We start from the raw sequence: 17,500 nt of genomic DNA on the forward strand, positions 1-17,500 counted from the left end.
GCGCGCGCTCGAGGTTCTCTTTCTTGCCTATGGTTTCTCGCGCTGCACCCATCCTAGCGGATCAGGCTGAGGAATTCCGCGCGGGTCGAGGGGTTGTCGTGGAACTCGCCCAGCATCACGGACGTGACCATGGACGAATTCTGTTTTTCGACCCCGCGCATCATCATGCACATGTGCTGGGCCTCGATCACCACGGCCACTCCGGCGGCGCCGGTGACCGACTGCACGGCCTCGGCCACCTGGCGGCTGAGGTTTTCCTGGATCTGCAGGCGGCGCGCGTACATCTCGACGATGCGCGCCACCTTGGACAGGCCCAGCACCTTGCCGTTGGGCAGGTAGGCCACGTGCGCCTTGCCGATGAAGGGCAGCATGTGGTGCTCGCACAGCGAATACAGCTCGATGTTCTTGACCAGCACGATCTCGCGCGTGTCGGAGGTGAACAGCGCGCCGTTGACGATCTCTTCCAGGTTCTGGCCGTAGCCGCGGCACAGGTGGCGCATGGCCTTGGCGGCACGCGCCGGCGTATCGGCCAGCCCTTCGCGGGACGGATCTTCCCCCAGCTGTTCGAGTATGGCGGTGTAGCGTTGTTCCAATGACATGGGGGACTCCTGGATGCTGCGGCGTTTTGCTGTTGCTCTGGGACGCAAGTCTACCTCAGGGTCAGACCCCTCGGTTTTCTACGGCGTATTTGATGAGCTCGGCCTGGCCGTCTATGCCGAGTTTGCGCTTAATGTTCAGCCGGTGCGTTTCCACCGTGCGCACCGACAGGCCGAGGTCGTGGGCGATCTGCTTGTTGGCGTGGCCGCTGGCGATGTGGCGCAGCACGTCGCGTTCGCGCTGGGTCAGCAGGGTGGCCGGCGCGCTGGCCTGGGACAGGCGCAGCGCGACGGCGGCGCTGAAGTAGCTGCGCCCGGCCATGACGGCCTCGATGGCGGTGACGATTTCGTGCGCCGGCTCGTCCTTGAGCAGATAGCCGCGCGCGCCCGCCTTGACGGCCTGCACCATGTATTCGGGGTTGTCGTGCATCGACAGCACCAGCACGGCGATCTGCGGGTAGCGCTCGTGCAGTTCGGCGGTCAGCTCCAGGCCGCCGACGCCGGGCATGTTCAGGTCCATCAGCGCCAGGTGCGGCAGCGTGCCGCCCTGCGGGTCCTCGGCCATACAGGCGCCCAGGAAGGCGCGGGCCGCGGCGGCGTTGCCGGCCTCGCCGACCACGCGCAGGTGCGGCACGGTCTCCAGGCGCAGGCGCAGTCCGTCGCGCACCAGCGGATGGTCGTCGATCAGCAGGAGTCGGACAGGGGCGGGCTTGGCGGTCATGCTTGGGGCTCCGGAGCGGAGACGGCAGGCGGCAGGGGCAGCCAGGCCTGCAGGATCGTGCCGTGGGCGGTGGATCGGAAAGTCAGGTTACCCGATAGCGCATTCATGCGTTCGCGCATGTTGCGCAGGCCGATGCCGCGGCGCGGGTCCTGCTGCACTTCGTCGTAGTCGAAGCCGCGGCCGTCGTCGGCGATGGTCAGGCGCAGGTCGCGTTCGGAATAGGCCAGGGTCATGTCGGCGCGGGTCGCGCCGGCGTGGCGGATGACGTTGGTCAGCGCCTCCTGGGTCACGCGGAACAGGGCGGTGGCGTAGGCTTCGGGCAGCTTGACCGGACGGCCGGTGGTGTGCAGGCGCACGGCCAGCGGCGGCGCGCCGTCCGGGCTGGGGATGGCGAACTCGCGGCCCAGGTGTTCGAGCGCGGCCGGCAGGCCCAGGTCGTCGAGCAGGGTGGGGCGCAGGTTGTGCGAAATCCGCCGCACTTCGCCCACGGCGGTGTTCAGGCGCTCCAGCGCGCCGCCCAGCGGACCGTCGATGTGGGCCAGCGCGCCGGCGTCGGCCGGTAGCGACTGGCGCAGCCGTTCGCGCGCGGCTTCCAGCGACAGCTTGCTCGACACCAGCACCTGGCTGATGCCGTCGTGCAGCTCGCGCGACAGGCGGGCGCGTTCGTCCTCCTGGGTGCGCACCAGCTGCCGCGCCATCAGGCGCAGCTTGGCGTCGGACTGGCGGTGGTCGCTGATGTTCAGGGCCAGGCCGCAGGCGGCCACGCCCAGGATGGAGACGGCGGCGATGCCGGCCACCCAGGTGAACATATTGATGATGTTGGCCTGCGCCGCCGCGTCGATGCGCTCCAGCGCCTGTTCCACGTCGTCCAGGTAGATGCCGGTGCCCAGCATCCAGCCCCAGCGCTCCAGCACCACGACGTAGCCCAGCTTTTCCTCGGTCTGGTGGGTGGAGGGCTTTTCCCACAGATAGCGCACCGCCTCGCCTTCCTGGCCGCTGCGGCGGGCGGCGGTCAGCAGGTTCTGGATTACGGGCTGGCCGTGGGTGTCGCGCAGGTTCCACAGGTCCTGGCCCACCAGTTCCGGCTGGCGCGGGTGCATCAGGTTGCGGCCGTGCAGGTCATAGACGAAGAAATAGCCGTCGTGGCCGAATTCCATCTGCGCCAGCAGGTCCAGCGCGCGCTGGCGCGTGGCCTCGTCGTCGGACAGGGCCTGCAGCGGGGCGATGGCGCTGTAGGCCAGGTTCACGTAGTGGCGCAGCTCGCCTTCCTTGCTGGCCAGCCAGGCGTTCTCGACCACCTGTTTCTCGCGCTGGGCCAGTTGCAGGCCCTGCACGTAGACGGCGACCGTGATGGCGGCCAGCGCCACCAGCAGGGGCACGGCCGCCAGCAGCAGGATTTTCAGGCGCAGCTTCATAGGGATTTGTATCAGCGCGGATTCGCTTGTTGCGATGCAATATCGCGTGGGCCCCGATGGAGGAACGTCCGGGGCATGCCGCAGATTTTACGATTTCCGGAAAATTATGTTGCGGCGCATTGCGTAGTAATACGTAGCGGGCTTGCGTAGTTCCGCGCTTGTTGCTGCCGGGGCAAAACGAAATACTAGCGTCCGCGCTTACCGGGCGCAGTGTGGACGCGTGCGTCCGCCACCCCACAACAATGAGTCTGCCTTCCGCGGGACGACAACAGCGTTTCCACGCCAAGAGCATGGCGGGAGGCAAGAGGAGCAGTTATGCAAACCAGCAGTAAAGGACTGGGTCAACACCTGGTCTGGCTGGCGGTTGCGGTGCTGGGCGCGTTCGCGCTGGGCACCGTGGCGCTGGCCAGAGGGGAGACCATCAACGCGCTATGGGTGGTGATCGCCGCCGTCTGCGTCTATCTGATCGCGTATCGCTACTACAGCCGATTCATCGCCAACAAGGTCTTCCAGCTGGACCCCACGCGCATGACCCCGGCCTGGAAGTACAACGACGGCCTGGACTACGTGCCGACCAACAAGCACGTGCTGTTCGGCCACCACTTCGCCGCGATCGCCGGCGCCGGTCCGCTGGTCGGCCCGGTGCTGGCCGCGCAGATGGGCTATCTGCCGGGCATGCTGTGGATCCTGGCCGGCGTGGTGTTCGCCGGCGCGGTGCAGGATTTCACCATCCTCTTCATCTCGACCCGCCGTGACGGCCGCTCGCTGGGCGACCTGGTCAAGTCCGAACTGGGCAAGGTCCCGGGCGTGATCGCGCTGTTCGGCGCCTTCATGATCATGGTCATCATCCTGGCGGTGCTGGCGCTGATCGTGGTCAAGGCCCTGACGCACTCGCCCTGGGGCACGTTCACCGTGGCCGCGACCATCCCCATCGCGCTGTTCATGGGCGTGTACCTGCGCTATATCCGTCCGGGCAAGATCGGCGAAGTCTCCATCATCGGCTTCGTGGGCCTGATGGCCGCCATCACTTTCGGCCAGGACGTGGCCGCGCACCCGGTGATCGGCCCGATGTTCGACTTCGACGGCAAGGGCCTGACCTGGATCCTGATCATCTACGGCTTCATCGCCTCGGTGCTGCCGGTGTGGCTGCTGCTGGCGCCGCGCGACTACCTGTCGACCTTCCTGAAGATCGGCACCATCGTCGGCCTGGCCATCGGCATCGTGGTGGTTGCGCCCGAGCTGAAGATGCCCGCGCTGACGCAGTTCGTCGACGGCACCGGTCCGGTGTGGTCGGGCAACCTGTTCCCGTTCCTCTTCATCACGATCGCCTGCGGCGCCGTGTCGGGCTTCCACGCCCTGATCTCCTCGGGCACCACGCCCAAGCTGATCGAGAACGAAACCCAGGCCCGCTACATCGGCTACGGCGGCATGCTGATGGAATCCTTCGTGGCCATCATGGCCCTGGTGGCGGCCTGCGTGATCGAGCCGGGCATCTACTACGCCATGAACAGCCCGGCCGCGGTCATCGGCACCACGCCGGACCAGGTCGCCCAGGTGGTTTCCAGCTGGGGCTTCGTGGTGACGCCGGCCGACCTGGTGCAGACCGCCAAGGACGTGGGCGAAAGCACCATCATCTCGCGCGCCGGCGGCGCGCCCACGCTGGCCGTCGGCATGGCGCACATCCTGCACCAGGCCCTGGGCGGCCCGAGCATGATGGCGTTCTGGTATCACTTCGCCATCCTGTTCGAAGCCCTGTTCATCCTGACGGCCGTCGACGCCGGCACGCGCGCGGGCCGCTTCATGCTGCAGGACCTGCTGGGCACCTTCGCGCCCTCGCTCAAGCGCACCGACTCGCTGCCCGCCAACCTGATCGCCACCGGCCTGTGCGTGCTGGCCTGGGGCTACTTCCTGTACCAGGGCGTGGTCGATCCGCTGGGCGGCATCAACACGCTGTGGCCGCTGTTCGGCATCGCCAACCAGATGCTGGCCGCGGTGGCGCTGACGCTGGGCACCGTGGTGCTGTTCAAGATGAAGCGCGACCGCTATGCGTGGGTCACCGTGCTGCCGACGATCTGGCTGCTGGCGTGCACGCTGACGGCCGGCTGGCAGAAGATCTTCGACGCCGATCCGCGCGTCAGCTTCCTGGCGCACGCCGCCAAATACAACGCGGCGATCGCCGAAGGCAAGGTCCTGGCCCCGGCCAAGTCGCTGGCCGAGATGTCCCGCGTGGTGTTCAACGACTACATCAACGCCGGCCTGTGCGGTATCTTCATCTTCGTCGTGGTGAGCATTCTGGTGTTCGGCCTGCGTTCGGTGCAGCGCGCGCGCAACGAGAACAAGCCCACCGCCCGCGAAACCCCGTACGAGACGCTGCCCGCCGGCGCCGGCGCGGATTGAGCAGGAGAGCCGCATGCTGTTCGCCAACATGAGCTCGGCCGCCGGCGCGGCCGGCCGCTACCTGGGGCAGACGCTCCGGCTGATGGTGGGGGTGCCCGACTACGAGACCTACGTCGAGCACGTGCGGCGCACCCATCCCGACCGGGAGCCGATGAGCTACGAAGAGTTCTTCCGCGAGCGCCAGGACGCGCGCTACGGCGGCAAGAAACGCATCGGCTGCTGCTGACGCCAAAAGGCCTCGCCACCCGGCGAGGCCTTTTTTCATGGCACTCAGAACGAGGCCGTGAGGCTGGCGTAATAGGCGCGGCCGGGTTCGTTGTAGGTGGCCGCGCCGGCCTCGACCGCGTTGCCTTCGCGGTAGCGCTTCTTGTCCAGCAGGTTGCTCACGCCCACGCGCAGCCGCAGGTTGCGGTTGAACGCGTAGCCGGCGCTCAGGCCCACCAGGGCGTAGGGGCTGACGCCTTGCAGCCCGCGATCCGTGATCGCCTCGCCGCGGCGCGGGTTCAGGGTCGGGCCTTGCTGCCGGCCGTAGTAGGTCAGGTTGGCCTGCAGCGAAAGCCGTTCGGTGGCGTACCAGTCCAGCGTGGAATTGACGGTGTATTTCGGGATCACGCTCAGCGGCTGGCCGTCGTCCTTGCTTTCGCTGCGGATCATGTAGGTGAAGTTGGTGTTCCAGTCCAGGTCCGGCGCCAGGGCGATGAACAGATTGCCTTCCACGCCCTCGACCACCGCCTTGCCGGCGTTGCTCCATTGCAGCACGCGCGCGCCGTTGGCCAGGCGGTAGGCGATGTCGGTGCCGGCGACGATCTTGTTGCGGTAGTCGTTGCGGAAATAGGCCGCGCTCGCGCGCCAGCCGCCCGGGTCGTACTCGAAGCCGATTTCCTTGTTGACGCTGGTCTCGGGCGCCAGATCGCGGTTGCCGACGAGATAGCAGCCGTTGCGGTTGGCCTGCGATACCGGGCAGCCGTAGCCGCGGCTGTACATCAGGTAGTTGGGGTTGGACTGGTACAGGTTGGGCGCCTTGTAGGCGCGCGCGACGCCGCCTTTCAGGCGCAGCGCCGCGGTGAGCTCGTAGGCGGCGTTCAGGCTGGGGCTCCAGTTGCTGCCGAACTTGTCGTTGCGGTCGAACCGCAGGCCCGGCGTCAGCGTGGCGCGCGCGCCGGCCTGGATGTTGTCCTCCACGAAGAGCGCATAGCTGTTCTGGGCGGTTTTCGGGTCGCGGCCGTCCATGGCCACGCCGCCGATGGCGCCGCCGGTATAGGTCTGGCGCAGGCTGGCGGCGTCTTCCAGCGATTCGCGCAGCCATTCCACGCCTATCGTGGCGACCTGCTCGAAGCCCAGCTCGAACGGCAGATTCACTTCGCCCACGGCGCTCCAGTTGCGCAGCCGCGACGTGGCCCGGCCCAGGTCCACCGGCATGCCTTCGCCGCCGCCGGCCAGGCCCTCGTTCTGGCGCGCATTGCGCGTGTAGTCGTAGCCCAGCGCGGCGCGCGATGTGCCCCAGTCCCAGACGCCGCGGTGGGTCAGGCCCAGGCTTTCGCGGTAGAGCGCGCTGGTTTCCTTGCCGTACAGGCTGTCGGAGAAGGACGAGGTGCTGTTGAGCATGGTGTCGCCGGCGTACAGATTGCCCTGGCGGCTGAACGCGGCCTCCAGGTCCACCGTGTTGCGGGCATCCGGGCGCCACGAGAACAGCGCGTTCAGGTCCTGGTTGACCACGCCTTCGCGGCCGGCCGATTCCGCCAGGCCGTCGGCGTTGAGCTGCGAGCGCGCGGCGTTGATGTTGCGCGCGTCGGGATTGGTTTTGTTGTAGTTGCCGTAAAGCCGCAGGCTCAGGGTGTCGCTGATCGGGCCGCTCAGGCGGATGCCGACGCGGTTGGTATTGCCTTCGTCGCTGTCCTCGGGCTGGTTCAGGTAGTAGGTGAGCGACCCGCCGAACCGGTCCGCGGGACGCTTGGTGATGATGTTCACCACGCCGCCCATCGCGCCCGAGCCATAGCGCGCGGCGGCCGGTCCGCGCAGCACCTCGATGCGCTCGACTTCCTCGGCCGGCACCCAGTTGCTGTCGCCGCGGGTGTCGCGGTCGCCGTTCCAGCCGTAGCGCACCGCATTGCGCGACGTGGCGGGCCGGCCGTCGATCAGGATCAGGGTGTTCTCGGGGCCCATGCCGCGGATGTCGATCTGGCGGCTGTTGCCGCGCGAGCCGCTGGCGCTGTTGCCGGTGAGGTTCACGCCGGGTTCGCGGCGCACGATGTCCGACAGATCGTTGACGGGCGGGCGGCGGGCGATCTCGTCGGCCGTGATCACCGAGACGCCGAGCGCTTCCTTGACTTCTTCTTCGGCGGTGCCCAGCACCTGCACGGTCGGCAGTTCCGGGACGGCCTGCGCGGCGGCGATGGTTCCATGCAGGCCGCAAAGCAGCAGGGCGGCGTAGTTCAGACGGTGCACTGACATTTCTCCAAGAGCAGAAAGGCAACCCGGAAGCGGGCGGCCATGTTTTAATTGAGAACGATTGCTATTTGAATTTCGGCGAAATTATGTCAGCGGCTACACGCGCCGGGGTTTGCGGCGCCACCACAAAACTTTGCGGCAGCGCCAACTCCCCAGAATCGGACCAAGAGAAAGCAGGCAGCGTGGGCGGGCCGCAACTGCTGCCGGCGCGCCCGGACGGGTATGGCCGGACGGCCGCGGCGCGTCCGCGCGCCATGCTGGAGGGCTGGTCCGACCTGACGGAACTGGCGCCGGGCATGGTGCTGCGGCGCCTGGACGTGCGCGATCTGCAGGGCGCGAGCGCGCGCGGCTCGCTGCGGCCGGGCCTGCACATTGCCCTGGTGGTGGGCGGGCGCGTGAACGTGACGCTGGCCGGCCAGCGGCTGGCCCTGGGGCCGCGCCCCGACGGCAAGGTGCTGGGCGTGGCGCTGTCGGTGCGGGAGCCGGACGGCTTCGTGCGCGAATCGTGCCTGGGCGACATCGAGCGCACGGTGCTGCTGAGGCTGGAGCACGAATGGATGGATCGCCAGCGGCTTTGCGCCGGACTGCCGGCGCTGCGCAATTTCGCGCAACGCCACATGGCGTTGCGGACCTGGCAGGCGTCGGGGCCGGCGGTCGCGGCGGCGGAGCAGATGCTGCGTCCGCCCGTGATGGCGCCGTCGCTGTGGCGTCTTTACCAGCAGTCGCGCGCGCTGGCCATTATGGTGGACGCGTTGGAAGGGCTGCAGGATGGGGCGGCCGAACACACGCCGGAACTCGGCCAGCGCGAGCGCCTGCGCATGATGGCGCTGCGCGAACTGCTGGACGAGGGCGGCGCCGATGCGCTGTCGCTGGCGCAGATCGCGGCCCGGGCGTGCATCAGCGTCAATACGCTGCAACGGCATTTCCGGGCGATGTGGGGCACCACGGTCGCCCAGTACCTGCGCGAGCGCAAACTGGCGCGCGCGCGGCTGGCGCTGGAGGTCGATGGCGTCAGCGTGACGCAGGCGGCATGGCTGGCCGGCTATAACAGCGCGGCCAATTTCGCCACCGCGTTCCGGCGCAGGTTCGGCATGACGCCGGGGCAGGTGCGCGCGCGCCGCCGCTGACGCAGCCGGGCGGCGCGGCGCGCGGGATCAGCGCTTCATGCCGTCCTTGGACATGCCATCCTTGGCCATGCCGTCGTGCGACATGCCGTCCTTGCCCATCTTGTCCTTGGACATCTGGTCCTTGCCCATGGCGTCCTTGCCCATGGCGTCCTTGGACATGCCGTCCTTGCCCATCGCATCCTTGCCCATCTTGTCCTTGGACATCTGGTCCTTGCCCATGCCGTCCTTGGACATGGCGCTGTGGTCGCCGGCTTTCTTGTCCATGGCGTCGGCCGCGAGCGCCGTGGTGGCGGCGCCGAAGGCCAGGCAGATAGCGAATGCTGCGGTAGCGTAAGTCTTCATGGTGTGTTCCTTTTAGAACAGGGGTGGGGGAAAAAATCTTGGCCTAGCTGCCGCCGAACCAGTTGTAGCCCTGGTCCTCCCAGTAGCCGCCGGGATAGGTGTTGGTGACGAAGATCGCCTGGACGTGCTTGGGGTTCTTGTAGCCAAGCTTGGTCGGCATGCGCAGCTTCATGGGAAAGCCGTACTCGCGCGGCAGCGTGCGGCCGTCATAGGTCAGCGCCAGGATGGTCTGGGGATGCAGGGCGGTAGGCATGTCGATGCTGGTGTAGTAGTCGTCGGCGCACTTGAATCCGACGTACCTGGCGCTCAGGTCCGCGCCCACGCGCTTGAGGAAATCCGCGAACGGCACGCCGCCCCATTTGCCGATGGCGCTCCAGCCTTCCACGCAGATGTGGCGGGTCACCTGTTCGGCCTGGGCCATGGCGCGCAACTCCTCGAGCCGCCAGGCGCGGCGGTCGGCGACCAGGCCGCTGACTTCCAGCCGGAACGATTCCTCGTCCACGCGCGGCGCCTGGTCGATGCCGTAATAGGCGTTGAACGGAAACGGCCGCGCGATCATGGATTCGGGATAGGTGGGAGCCAGCTGGGTCGGATCGAACAGCCAGCCCTGGACGCGGTCGTTCCAGCGCGACACCGTGGCCAGCGCGCGCTCCACGCCTTCGTCGTCGGCCAGCGAGCAGCCCGACAGCATGGCCAGCCCGCCCAGGGTCAGCCCGCGGCGCAGGAAGGCGCGGCGCGCCGGCTGCGGCAGGCGCTTTTCCAACAGCCCGCCGGCTTCGCGCAGGATCTCCGCGGCGTCCGGGCGGGCGGCGAGACGGTTTTTCGGCTTGGATTGCGGATTCATTCGTGGCTCCCGTTCGTTTGCTCAGCGCCCGCGGATCATGGCGGCCAGGCTGCGCGGCACCACGGCCACCATCAGCACGTGCACCGCGACGAAGGCCGCGAGCAGGGCCATGGCGTAGAAGTGCACCAGGCGAGCCCCTTCGTATCCGCCCATCAGTTCGCGGAGCAGTTCGAACTGCACCGATTTCCACAGCACCAGGCCGGAGGCGACCAGCAGCGCGATGTCGGCCATCGCGAACAGGTAGGCCAGGCGCTGCAGCTGGTTGTAGCGGCGCGGGTCGGCGTGCGAGAGCCGGCCGCGCAAGGCCGCGCCCAGGTCGGCGGCCAGGCCGCGCAGGCTCAGCGGAAAGAATTTGCGGCGCAGCCGGCCGGTGGCGAGATTGGCGGCCAGGTACAGCACGCCGTTACCGGCCAGCAGCCACATGCCGGCGAAATGCCATTGCAGGGCGCCGCCCAGCCAGCCGCCGAGCGTGACGCCGGCGGGGAAGCTGAAGTCGAACAGCGGCGAGGCGTTGTAGATGCGCCAGCCGCTGGCGGCCATGACGCCCACGGCCAGCGCGTTCAGCCAGTGCTGGATGCGCAGCCAGCCGGGGTGGACAGGGCTGGCGCCAGGGGCGCGGTGGGCGGGAATGGCCGGCATGGAAGGCTCCGGGTTGCTTGTCGTTGGCGACATTCTTGTCCGGGGCCGGTGGCGAAGTCCTCACGCAAACTTAAATTAAATGTGATAACTCGCCGCGCGCGGATTGGCGACAATACGCGCATCATTCCCCATCCGAGCTGCCCATGGACACGCCCCGACGCGTACTGATAGTCGAAGACGACGCCCACATCGCGGAACTGCTGCGCATGCACCTGCGCGACGAAGGCTATGCGGTCGAACACGCCGCCGACGGCCACGACGGCATGCGCAGGCTGGAGGAAGGCAACTGGGACGCGCTGGTGCTGGACCTGATGCTGCCCGGCATCGACGGGCTGGAGATCTGCAAGCGGGCGCGCGGCATGGCGCGCTACATCCCCATCATCATCACCAGCGCGCGCTCCAGCGAAGTGCATCGCATCCTGGGCCTGGAGCTGGGCGCGGACGACTATCTGGCCAAGCCGTTCTCCATGCTGGAGCTGGTGGCGCGCGTGCGCGCGCTGCTGCGCCGCAGCGAGGCGCTGGAGCGCAACGCGCGGCTGGACGCCGGCAGCCTGTCGCTGCACGGCCTGGCCATCGATCCGCTGGCGCGCACGGCCGACGTCGACGGCCGCCGGCTGGAGCTGACGCCGCGCGAATTCGACCTGCTGCTTTTCTTTGCGCGCAATCCGGATCAGGTGTTCTCGCGCCTGGACCTGCTGAACCAGGTGTGGGGCTACCGGCACGAAGGCTACGAGCACACGGTCAACACCCACATCAACCGGCTGCGCGCCAAGATCGAGGCGGACGCGTCCAATCCGCAGCGCATCCTGACGGTCTGGGGCCGGGGCTACAAATTCGCGGCGGCGCCCGGCCGCGCGGGAGACGCGGCATGAAACGCCTGACGCTCACCCAACGCCTGTCGGGCGTGTTCGCGCTGCTGCTGCTGGCCTGCTGCGGCGCCTCGGCCTGGCTGCAGATCGCCGCCAATTCGCGCTACCAGCAGGAGGTGGTGCAACGCCTGTCCAGCGGGCTGGCGCAGCATATCGCCGGCACCAACGAGCTGATGGACGTCAACGGCTGGCGGCCGCAGGCCGTGCGCTCGCTGTTCGACATGCTGATGGCGGTGAATCCGGCGGTGGAGGTCTATCTGCTGTCCAACGACGGCCACATCGTGGCCGACGCCGCGCCGCCCGGCGAAATCAAGCGCGGGCGCGTCGACATGAAGCCGATCCGCCGGCTGCTGGCCGGAGACATGATGCCCATCGTCGGCGACGATCCGCGCAATCCGCAGGCGCGGAAAGTCTTCAGCGCCGCGCCGGTGCGCGTGGGCGGACAGGAGCAGGGCTATGTCTACGTGGTGCTGCAGGGCCAGGCGCGCGACGCGCTGGCCCAGGACGTGTCGCGCAGTTCGGTGCTGCGCATGACCTTGTGGTCCATCGGCCTGGTGGCGCTGCTGGGCCTGGCCGCCGGCCTGGCGGCGTTCGCGCTGATCACGCGACCGTTGCGCGGCCTGACGCGCGCGGTGCGCGCTTTCGGCACGGACGACGGCATGGCGCTGGCCGCGCTGGAAGGTCCGGACGACGGGCGCGCCGGCGAGCGCGGCGACGAAATCGAGGTGCTGCGCCGCAGCTTCGTGCAGATGGGCGCGCGCATCTCCGAGCAATGGCGCGAGCTGACGCGGCAGGACCAGCAGCGGCGCGACCTGGTCGCCAATATTTCGCACGACTTGCGCACGCCGCTGACTTCGCTGCACGGCTACCTGGAAACGCTCCGGCTCAAGGACGCCACGCTGGAGCCGGCCGAGCGGCGCCGCTACCTGGACATCGCGCTGGCGCAGAGCCGCAAGGTGGGCCGGCTGGCGCAGGAGCTTTTCGAGTTGGCGCGGCTGGAGTCAGGCCTGGTGCGGCTGGAGCCCGAAACCTTTTCGCTGCCGGAGCTGGCCCAGGACGTGATCCAGAAATTCGAGCTGGCCGCCGAGGCGCGCCAGCAGCGGCTGGCCACCGACATCGCGCACGGGCTGCCGCCGGTGCGCGCGGACCTGGGTCTGATCGAACGGGTGCTGACCAACCTGCTGGACAACGCCATCCGCCACAGCCCGCCGGGCGGGCGCATCGAACTGCGCCTGGGCGCGGCGCAGGACCGGGTGCGCGTACAGGTCAGCGATTCCGGCGACGGCATCCCGCAAGCGCTGCGCCCCGGGCTGTTCGTGCGGGCCAGCGCGCTGAACCGCGGGCCGGGGGAAGGCGGCGGGCTGGGGCTGGTGATCGTGCAGCGCATCCTGCAACTGCACCAGAGCGAGATCCGGCTGGTGGAGCAGGCGGGGCGGGGGGCGGTGTTCGAGTTTGAATTGGTGGCGGCTTTTGCCGCCTGATGGGTTTCGCGCGTTTGACAGCAGGTTTCTTAAATCGGATGCCGCGCGCTGCACCCATCCTACGATCCGATCCCCGAACGTAGGATGGGTGCAGCGCGAGATTCCTTATGCAAGAACTCGAATACCGAACGCGCGAAACCCATCAGGCGGCAAAAGCCGCCACCGCCTAAACCCGCCGCACCGTCCCCCCGCCCGCATCCACCTCCAGCACGTCCCCGCTGCGGACTTCCCGCAATATCCCCTGCACGTTCACCACAGCGGGAATACCGAATTCCCGCGCCACGATGGCGCCGTGCGACAGGTAGCCGCCGGCCTCCATGACCAGCGCCGCGGCGCGCAGGAACAGCGGCGTCCAGGCCGGATCGGTGGAGGGCGCGAGCAGGATGCTGCCGGCCGGCATCTCCAGTCCCTCGGCCGGCGTGCGCGCGACGAAGGCGGGGCCGGTCGCCCGTCCGCCGGCCGCGGGCGTGCCGCGCCAGGCGCCCGAGGCGGATTGTCCGGCCGGGCGGCTTGCCGGCTGCGCCGGCGCCGGCGCGCCGCCCGCCGCGGGTTCGACGATCACGTCCGGGTCGGGCGTGGCGGCCCAGGTTTCCAGCTGGGCGCGGCGCAGGGCCGCGCGGCGGCCCGCCGCCACGGGTGCGAGCCGACCGTCGGCCAGCGCGAACAGTTCGGTGGCGGTCAGGTGGAATACGTCGTCCGCCGCCGCCAGGCCCTGGCCGAGATAGCGTTGTCCCAGCGCCAGCGCGCTGCGGCGCGCCGCCGCCAGGTAGGCCACCAGCACGCTGCGCGCGGCCTCGCGCTGCCGGCCTTCAAGGCGCGAGGCCTGCAGCAGTTTCGCGGCCAGCGGACGCTGCCAGAACGGCAGCGCGGCGCGCAACTGCTGCCAGGCCTGGCGCGCCGCATCTTCCTGGCGCGCGCGCAGCGCGCCGGCGTCGGCGCCGATCAGGTTGACCACGCTGTCGAGCAGGTAGCCCGGCGCCTCGCGCCAGCGCGGATTGCGCAGATAGGTTTCATACACGGCGCGATGGCCGTAGCGGCCCAGGAAGTCGGCGAAGGCCTGTTTGAACGGGCTGCCGTCGGGCAGCGCCTCGCGCCAGGCGGCGCTGTCGCGCTGCGGGCTGCGCAGCCAGGCCAGCGCCGCCGCGTCGGCCTGCGCCAGCTCGGCCAGCGCCATCAGCGCATAGCCCTGGCTCGCGGTCACGCTGGGCTCGCCGCCCGCCATCAGCGCGGCCGTCAGGGCATGGCCCTGGCCCGGACAGGCCTTCTCGACCAGTTCCAGCAGCTTCGACAGCGCGCCGCCGCCCGAGCCCTGCAGGAAGAACAGTTCGTCCGCGCCCAGCACCGTCAGGAACTGCGTGCGCAGGCGCGCGCCGAGTTCGGCGCCGGCGGCCGGCAGCGGCTCGTCCAGCCAGGCCCGGGCGCGCGCCAGCAGCCGTGGCAGGTCGGTCTCGGCGCGCTTGCGCAAGGGGGCGGCGCGGCGCAGGTAGCGCAGGATGCGCGCGGCATGGCGCAGGCGCTGCGCGGGCGTGGGCGCGGGCGCCTCGATCGCGGGCTGGGGGCCACCCAGCAGCGCGTTCATGGCCGCCGGCGGCACGCCCAGGGCGTCGTAGCCGACCCACTGGATGACCGAGGCGTCCAGGTACACGCGGCCCTGGAACAGCGCCGCCAGCCGCACGCCCGGCAAGGGCGCGTAACCGCTCAGTTCGAAACCGCTGCTCAGCATGCGCTGGGCCATGACCCGGCCGCTGTCCCATTCCAGCGCCGACATGGCCTCGGGCAGCACTTCGCGCGTGTTGCCGCGCGACCAGTACGAAGGCTGCGAACGCAGCGCGGGATAGGTGTAGCGCGCCGCCGCGGTGATCGGGCGCGCCTGCAGAATCCAGAATTGCCGCCCGTCCCAAGCCCATTCGAGGTCGTGGCCGGCGCCGGCATAGTCCAGGGCGCGGGCCGCGTCGCGCGCGATCTCGCCCAGCGCCTCGGCCTGCGCATCGCTGAGCACGGGCTGCGCGGCCCGGGCGGCCGCGGTGTCGGCCAGTTGCGTGCCGCCGGCGGCGGCGGGCAGGCTGGCCTGGCGCTTGGCGCCCACGCGCCGCGACGCCAGCGGCCAGGCCAGGCGCAGGTAGTCTTCGCGCAGCCGGTATTCGTCGCCGTCGGCCTGTCCGGCCACCAGCGATTCGCCCAGGCCCCAGTTGGCGTGGATCAGCATTTCGTCGCGGCGTCCGGACAGCGGGTCCATCGTGAACGCGATGCCGGAAGCGGCGGCCTCGATCAGCGGCATCACCACCACGGCCATGCCGCCCTCGGCGTCCAGCCCCAGACGCTGGCGATAGGCCTGCGCCTGCGGCGTGGCCTGCGAATCCCAGACGCGCGCCAGCGCCTCCAGCACGGCCTGTTCGCCGGTTACGTTCAGGCAGGAAAGATGGATGCCCGCGAAGGACGCGCCCGCCGAATCCTCCTGCGGCGCGGACGAGCGCAGCGCCAGCGGCCGCGCCAGCCAGCCGCGGTCGCGCAGCGCCTGCAGCAAGACGCGCTGCGTCTCGGGGGGCACCGGCTGGCCCGGCTGGCGGCCCAGGCTGGCCGCGGCCGCCAGCACGAAGCCTTCGGGCACGGGCACGCCGAGCTGCGCCATGCGCGCCAATTGCCAGCCCTTGCCGCCGGCGGCGCGCGGCCCGGCTTTTTCGGCCGCCGCCCAGTCCAGCACCAGCGCGTTCATGGCGCCTCCTTGGCGGCGCCGCCCAGAAACAGGCTCAGGGCTGCGTCGTACTCGTCGCGCAGGCTCGCGCCGGGCCGGTCCAGCCAGCGCAGCATCGCGCCCAGGTGCAGGAATTGCAGGTGGTGAGCCAGTTGCTCGGCGGACAGGTCGGCGCGCAGCTGGCCCGCGGCCTGCGCCTCGGCAATCAGCGAGGCGTACGCCGGTTGCAGGCCGCTGCGGGGATGGCGGGCGGTGTCGGACTGCGCATGGGCCAGGCGATAGCGCAGATACGGGCCCAGATACGCGCGATGCGATTCGGACCAGTCGGCCGAGGCGCGCAGGATGCGCGTCAGCCGTGCGGCGAACGAGGGCAGGGCGCGCAGCGCCGGCCACAGCGCCGCCAGCGAGGCGGCGAGTTCGCCGTGCAGATGGTGCGCGAGCAGCGCCTCCTTGACCGGGAAATGGTTGTACAGCGTGCCCTTGGCGACGTCGGCCGCGGCCGCGATCTGCTCCATCGTGACGGCGTCGTAGCCCTGCGCCTCGAACAGGCCGAAGGCGGTGCGCGCCAGATGGTCCAGCGTCTGCAGGCGCTTGCGCTCGCGGCGGCCGGGATCGGCCGCCGGCGCGGCGGGCGAGAGGGATTCGGTGGCGGACATGGCGGCTCGGATTATCTGAACGATGAATAATATTATACGTCGTTCAATAATTTATCAAAGCCGCCGGGCGGGCGGTGGCCGCAGGGATCAGGCGTTGGCGGGCATCTGTCCGTGCAGCAGGTAGTCCATCAGTTCGCGCACCGAGCGCATGGCGTTGCCGAAAGGCAGCTTGGATGCGCCGCGGAAGAACAGGCCGCGGCTGACTTCGCCGCGCATGGCGGCGGCCAGCTTGAGGTCGATGCAGAACTGGCCGAAGCGCGACAGCCCGTCGCGCAGGCCGCACTGCGTCAGGCAGTCCATGCGCTGGCTGCAGCGGCGCGCGTCGCAGCGGGTGTTTTCCTGCAGCGTCTTTTCCTGGCGCAGGTAGCGCGTCAGCCACGGCGTGGCCACGGCGCGCGCCGGCAGGCCGGCCACGCTGGTGAATTCCTTCAACTGGTCGGGGTCGGCGTCGATCAGCACGCGCTTGAAATTCTCGTGCGCGTCGCCCTCGATAGTGACGGCGAAGGCGGTGCCCACCTGCACGCCGTCGGCGCCGTGCCCCAGCCAGTGGCGCACCTGGTCGTGGCTGCCCACGCCGCCGGCCACGATGAGCTTGGGCGCGTCCTTGCCCAGCGCCAGTTCCTGGAACAGCTTGTGGCAATCGGCCAGCACGCGCTTGAAATCGAAGCGTTCGTCGTGCACGTCTTCGAGCCGCGCCGCGCCCAGGTGGCCGCCGGCGTGGCCGGGATGCTCGATCACCACGGCGTCGGCCAGCCGGCCCTTCTTGATCCATTTCTTGAGCACCGCGGCCACACCGCGCGCTTCGGACAGAATCGGCACCAGCGCGACCTTGGGGAAATCGGCGGTCATTTCGGGCAGGTCCAGCGGCAGGCCCGCGCCCATCACGATGGCCTGGGCGCCGCTTTCGCAGGCCTGGCGCACCAGGGCCGGGTGGCCCCGCACCGCCTTCATGACGTTGACGGCGACCAGGCCGCGGCCCTGCGCCGTGTCCAGCGCGGCGCGGATTTCGCGGTGCAGCGCTTCGAGGTTGGCGCTGTCGATCAGGTCGCGGTCATGGCAGCGCTCGGTCTTTTCGAGCAGATCCGGATGATGGTGGCGCAAATCGATGCTGGCGATGGTGCCCATGGCGTTCTGGCTGGCGACCGCGCCGGCCAGGCGATGGGCCGAGATGCCGACGCCCATGCCGCCTTGTACGATGGGCAGCAGTTCGCGTCCGGCGAGAGTGAGTGATTTGAACCACGTCATGATCAGGTCTTTCCTCAGGTCAAGTTGA

General features: G+C 69.4%; 15 protein-coding genes. 5 read left to right on the forward strand and 10 right to left on the reverse strand.

What is annotated here, in order from left to right:
• Positions 1 to 53 precede the first annotated feature (53 nt).
• The 3 genes from folE to C1I89_RS01370 form a co-directional block, all read right to left on the reverse strand.
• The gene (folE, locus tag C1I89_RS01360; RefSeq protein ID WP_219929559.1) at positions 54 to 599 is read right to left on the reverse strand and encodes a GTP cyclohydrolase I FolE; all 546 of its coding nucleotides are present in this window, start codon (positions 597 to 599) and stop codon (positions 54 to 56) included.
• 61 nt (positions 600 to 660) lie between these two features.
• On the reverse strand, positions 661 to 1,317 hold the full coding sequence (locus tag C1I89_RS01365; protein WP_102771019.1) for a response regulator: 657 nt from the start codon (positions 1,315 to 1,317) through the stop codon (positions 661 to 663).
• The gene (locus C1I89_RS01370; protein WP_102771020.1) at positions 1,314 to 2,732 is read right to left on the reverse strand and encodes a cache domain-containing protein; all 1,419 of its coding nucleotides are present in this window, start codon (positions 2,730 to 2,732) and stop codon (positions 1,314 to 1,316) included. The genes C1I89_RS01365 and C1I89_RS01370 overlap by 4 nt, the downstream gene beginning before the upstream one ends.
• A 315-nt stretch (positions 2,733 to 3,047) precedes the next feature.
• On the opposite strand from C1I89_RS01370, the gene C1I89_RS01375 reads away from it, so the two are divergent.
• Together C1I89_RS01375 and C1I89_RS01380 are read left to right on the forward strand one after the other, a co-directional pair.
• Positions 3,048 to 5,129, forward strand: coding sequence for a carbon starvation CstA family protein (locus tag C1I89_RS01375; protein ID WP_102771021.1), 2,082 nt, complete (start codon positions 3,048 to 3,050; stop codon positions 5,127 to 5,129).
• A gap of 13 nt (positions 5,130 to 5,142) precedes the next feature.
• Complete coding sequence (locus C1I89_RS01380) at positions 5,143 to 5,355, forward strand: YbdD/YjiX family protein (RefSeq protein ID WP_102771022.1); 213 nt, start codon at positions 5,143 to 5,145, stop codon at positions 5,353 to 5,355.
• A gap of 44 nt (positions 5,356 to 5,399) precedes the next feature.
• Here the strand turns inward: C1I89_RS01380 and C1I89_RS01385 are convergent, their stop codons facing one another.
• Complete coding sequence (locus C1I89_RS01385) at positions 5,400 to 7,580, reverse strand: FepA family TonB-dependent siderophore receptor (protein ID WP_102771023.1); 2,181 nt, start codon at positions 7,578 to 7,580, stop codon at positions 5,400 to 5,402.
• Positions 7,581 to 7,759: 179 nt separating this feature from the next.
• On the opposite strand from C1I89_RS01385, the gene C1I89_RS01390 reads away from it, so the two are divergent.
• The gene (locus C1I89_RS01390) at positions 7,760 to 8,704 is read left to right on the forward strand and encodes a helix-turn-helix transcriptional regulator (protein ID WP_258231300.1); all 945 of its coding nucleotides are present in this window, start codon (positions 7,760 to 7,762) and stop codon (positions 8,702 to 8,704) included.
• 27 nt (positions 8,705 to 8,731) lie between these two features.
• Here C1I89_RS01390 and C1I89_RS01395 read toward each other — a convergent pair whose 3' ends face one another.
• The 3 genes from C1I89_RS01395 to C1I89_RS01405 are packed head-to-tail and all read right to left on the reverse strand — an operon-like array spanning position 8,732 to position 10,529.
• Positions 8,732 to 9,046 (reverse strand): pentapeptide MXKDX repeat protein, encoded by a 315-nt coding sequence (locus C1I89_RS01395; protein ID WP_102771024.1) that lies wholly within the window; start codon positions 9,044 to 9,046, stop codon positions 8,732 to 8,734.
• A 43-nt stretch (positions 9,047 to 9,089) separates the two neighbouring features.
• Complete coding sequence (locus tag C1I89_RS01400) at positions 9,090 to 9,890, reverse strand: molybdopterin-dependent oxidoreductase (protein ID WP_102771025.1); 801 nt, start codon at positions 9,888 to 9,890, stop codon at positions 9,090 to 9,092.
• A gap of 21 nt (positions 9,891 to 9,911) precedes the next feature.
• A complete protein-coding gene (locus C1I89_RS01405) occupies positions 9,912 to 10,529 on the reverse strand; it encodes a cytochrome b/b6 domain-containing protein (protein ID WP_102771026.1) in 618 nt (205 codons plus the stop codon).
• 143 nt (positions 10,530 to 10,672) lie between these two features.
• On the opposite strand from C1I89_RS01405, the gene C1I89_RS01410 reads away from it, so the two are divergent.
• On the forward strand, positions 10,673 to 11,401 hold the full coding sequence (locus C1I89_RS01410; RefSeq protein WP_102771027.1) for a response regulator transcription factor: 729 nt from the start codon (positions 10,673 to 10,675) through the stop codon (positions 11,399 to 11,401).
• Positions 11,398 to 12,879, forward strand: coding sequence for a sensor histidine kinase (locus C1I89_RS01415; RefSeq protein WP_102771028.1), 1,482 nt, complete (start codon positions 11,398 to 11,400; stop codon positions 12,877 to 12,879). The genes C1I89_RS01410 and C1I89_RS01415 overlap by 4 nt, the downstream gene beginning before the upstream one ends.
• Before the next feature lie 166 nt (positions 12,880 to 13,045).
• Here C1I89_RS01415 and C1I89_RS01420 read toward each other — a convergent pair whose 3' ends face one another.
• From C1I89_RS01420 to C1I89_RS01430, 3 genes are all read right to left on the reverse strand, one after another.
• A complete protein-coding gene (locus C1I89_RS01420; RefSeq protein ID WP_102771029.1) occupies positions 13,046 to 15,592 on the reverse strand; it encodes a PEP/pyruvate-binding domain-containing protein in 2,547 nt (848 codons plus the stop codon).
• Entirely contained in the window at positions 15,589 to 16,227 is a 639-nt protein-coding gene (locus tag C1I89_RS01425; protein ID WP_102771030.1) for a TetR/AcrR family transcriptional regulator, read from the reverse strand. Before C1I89_RS01425 ends, C1I89_RS01420 begins: the two co-directional genes overlap by 4 nt.
• Before the next feature lie 87 nt (positions 16,228 to 16,314).
• The gene (locus tag C1I89_RS01430; RefSeq protein WP_102771031.1) at positions 16,315 to 17,472 is read right to left on the reverse strand and encodes an NAD(P)H-dependent flavin oxidoreductase; all 1,158 of its coding nucleotides are present in this window, start codon (positions 17,470 to 17,472) and stop codon (positions 16,315 to 16,317) included.
• Between the last annotated feature and the right edge of the window lie 28 nt (positions 17,473 to 17,500).

It is taken from the genome of Achromobacter pulmonis (assembly GCF_002885955.2).
GTDB lineage: Bacteria > Pseudomonadota > Gammaproteobacteria > Burkholderiales > Burkholderiaceae_B > Achromobacter > Achromobacter pulmonis_A.

What these genes read in the sequence shown, in the direction of transcription:
- folE (WP_219929559.1), bottom strand. Translation starts at nt 599, where the DNA reads ATGTCATTGGAACAACGCTACACCGCCATACTCGAACAGCTGGGGGAA.
- C1I89_RS01365 (WP_102771019.1), bottom strand. Translation starts at nt 1,317, where the DNA reads ATGACCGCCAAGCCCGCCCCTGTCCGACTCCTGCTGATCGACGACCAT.
- C1I89_RS01370 (WP_102771020.1), bottom strand. Translation starts at nt 2,732, where the DNA reads ATGAAGCTGCGCCTGAAAATCCTGCTGCTGGCGGCCGTGCCCCTGCTG.
- C1I89_RS01375 (WP_102771021.1), top strand. Translation starts at nt 3,048, where the DNA reads ATGCAAACCAGCAGTAAAGGACTGGGTCAACACCTGGTCTGGCTGGCG.
- C1I89_RS01380 (WP_102771022.1), top strand. Translation starts at nt 5,143, where the DNA reads ATGCTGTTCGCCAACATGAGCTCGGCCGCCGGCGCGGCCGGCCGCTAC.
- C1I89_RS01385 (WP_102771023.1), bottom strand. Translation starts at nt 7,580, where the DNA reads ATGTCAGTGCACCGTCTGAACTACGCCGCCCTGCTGCTTTGCGGCCTG.
- C1I89_RS01395 (WP_102771024.1), bottom strand. Translation starts at nt 9,046, where the DNA reads ATGAAGACTTACGCTACCGCAGCATTCGCTATCTGCCTGGCCTTCGGC.
- C1I89_RS01400 (WP_102771025.1), bottom strand. Translation starts at nt 9,890, where the DNA reads ATGAATCCGCAATCCAAGCCGAAAAACCGTCTCGCCGCCCGCCCGGAC.
- C1I89_RS01405 (WP_102771026.1), bottom strand. Translation starts at nt 10,529, where the DNA reads ATGCCGGCCATTCCCGCCCACCGCGCCCCTGGCGCCAGCCCTGTCCAC.
- C1I89_RS01410 (WP_102771027.1), top strand. Translation starts at nt 10,673, where the DNA reads ATGGACACGCCCCGACGCGTACTGATAGTCGAAGACGACGCCCACATC.
- C1I89_RS01415 (WP_102771028.1), top strand. Translation starts at nt 11,398, where the DNA reads ATGAAACGCCTGACGCTCACCCAACGCCTGTCGGGCGTGTTCGCGCTG.
- C1I89_RS01420 (WP_102771029.1), bottom strand. Translation starts at nt 15,592, where the DNA reads ATGAACGCGCTGGTGCTGGACTGGGCGGCGGCCGAAAAAGCCGGGCCG.
- C1I89_RS01425 (WP_102771030.1), bottom strand. Translation starts at nt 16,227, where the DNA reads ATGTCCGCCACCGAATCCCTCTCGCCCGCCGCGCCGGCGGCCGATCCC.
- C1I89_RS01430 (WP_102771031.1), bottom strand. Translation starts at nt 17,472, where the DNA reads ATGACGTGGTTCAAATCACTCACTCTCGCCGGACGCGAACTGCTGCCC.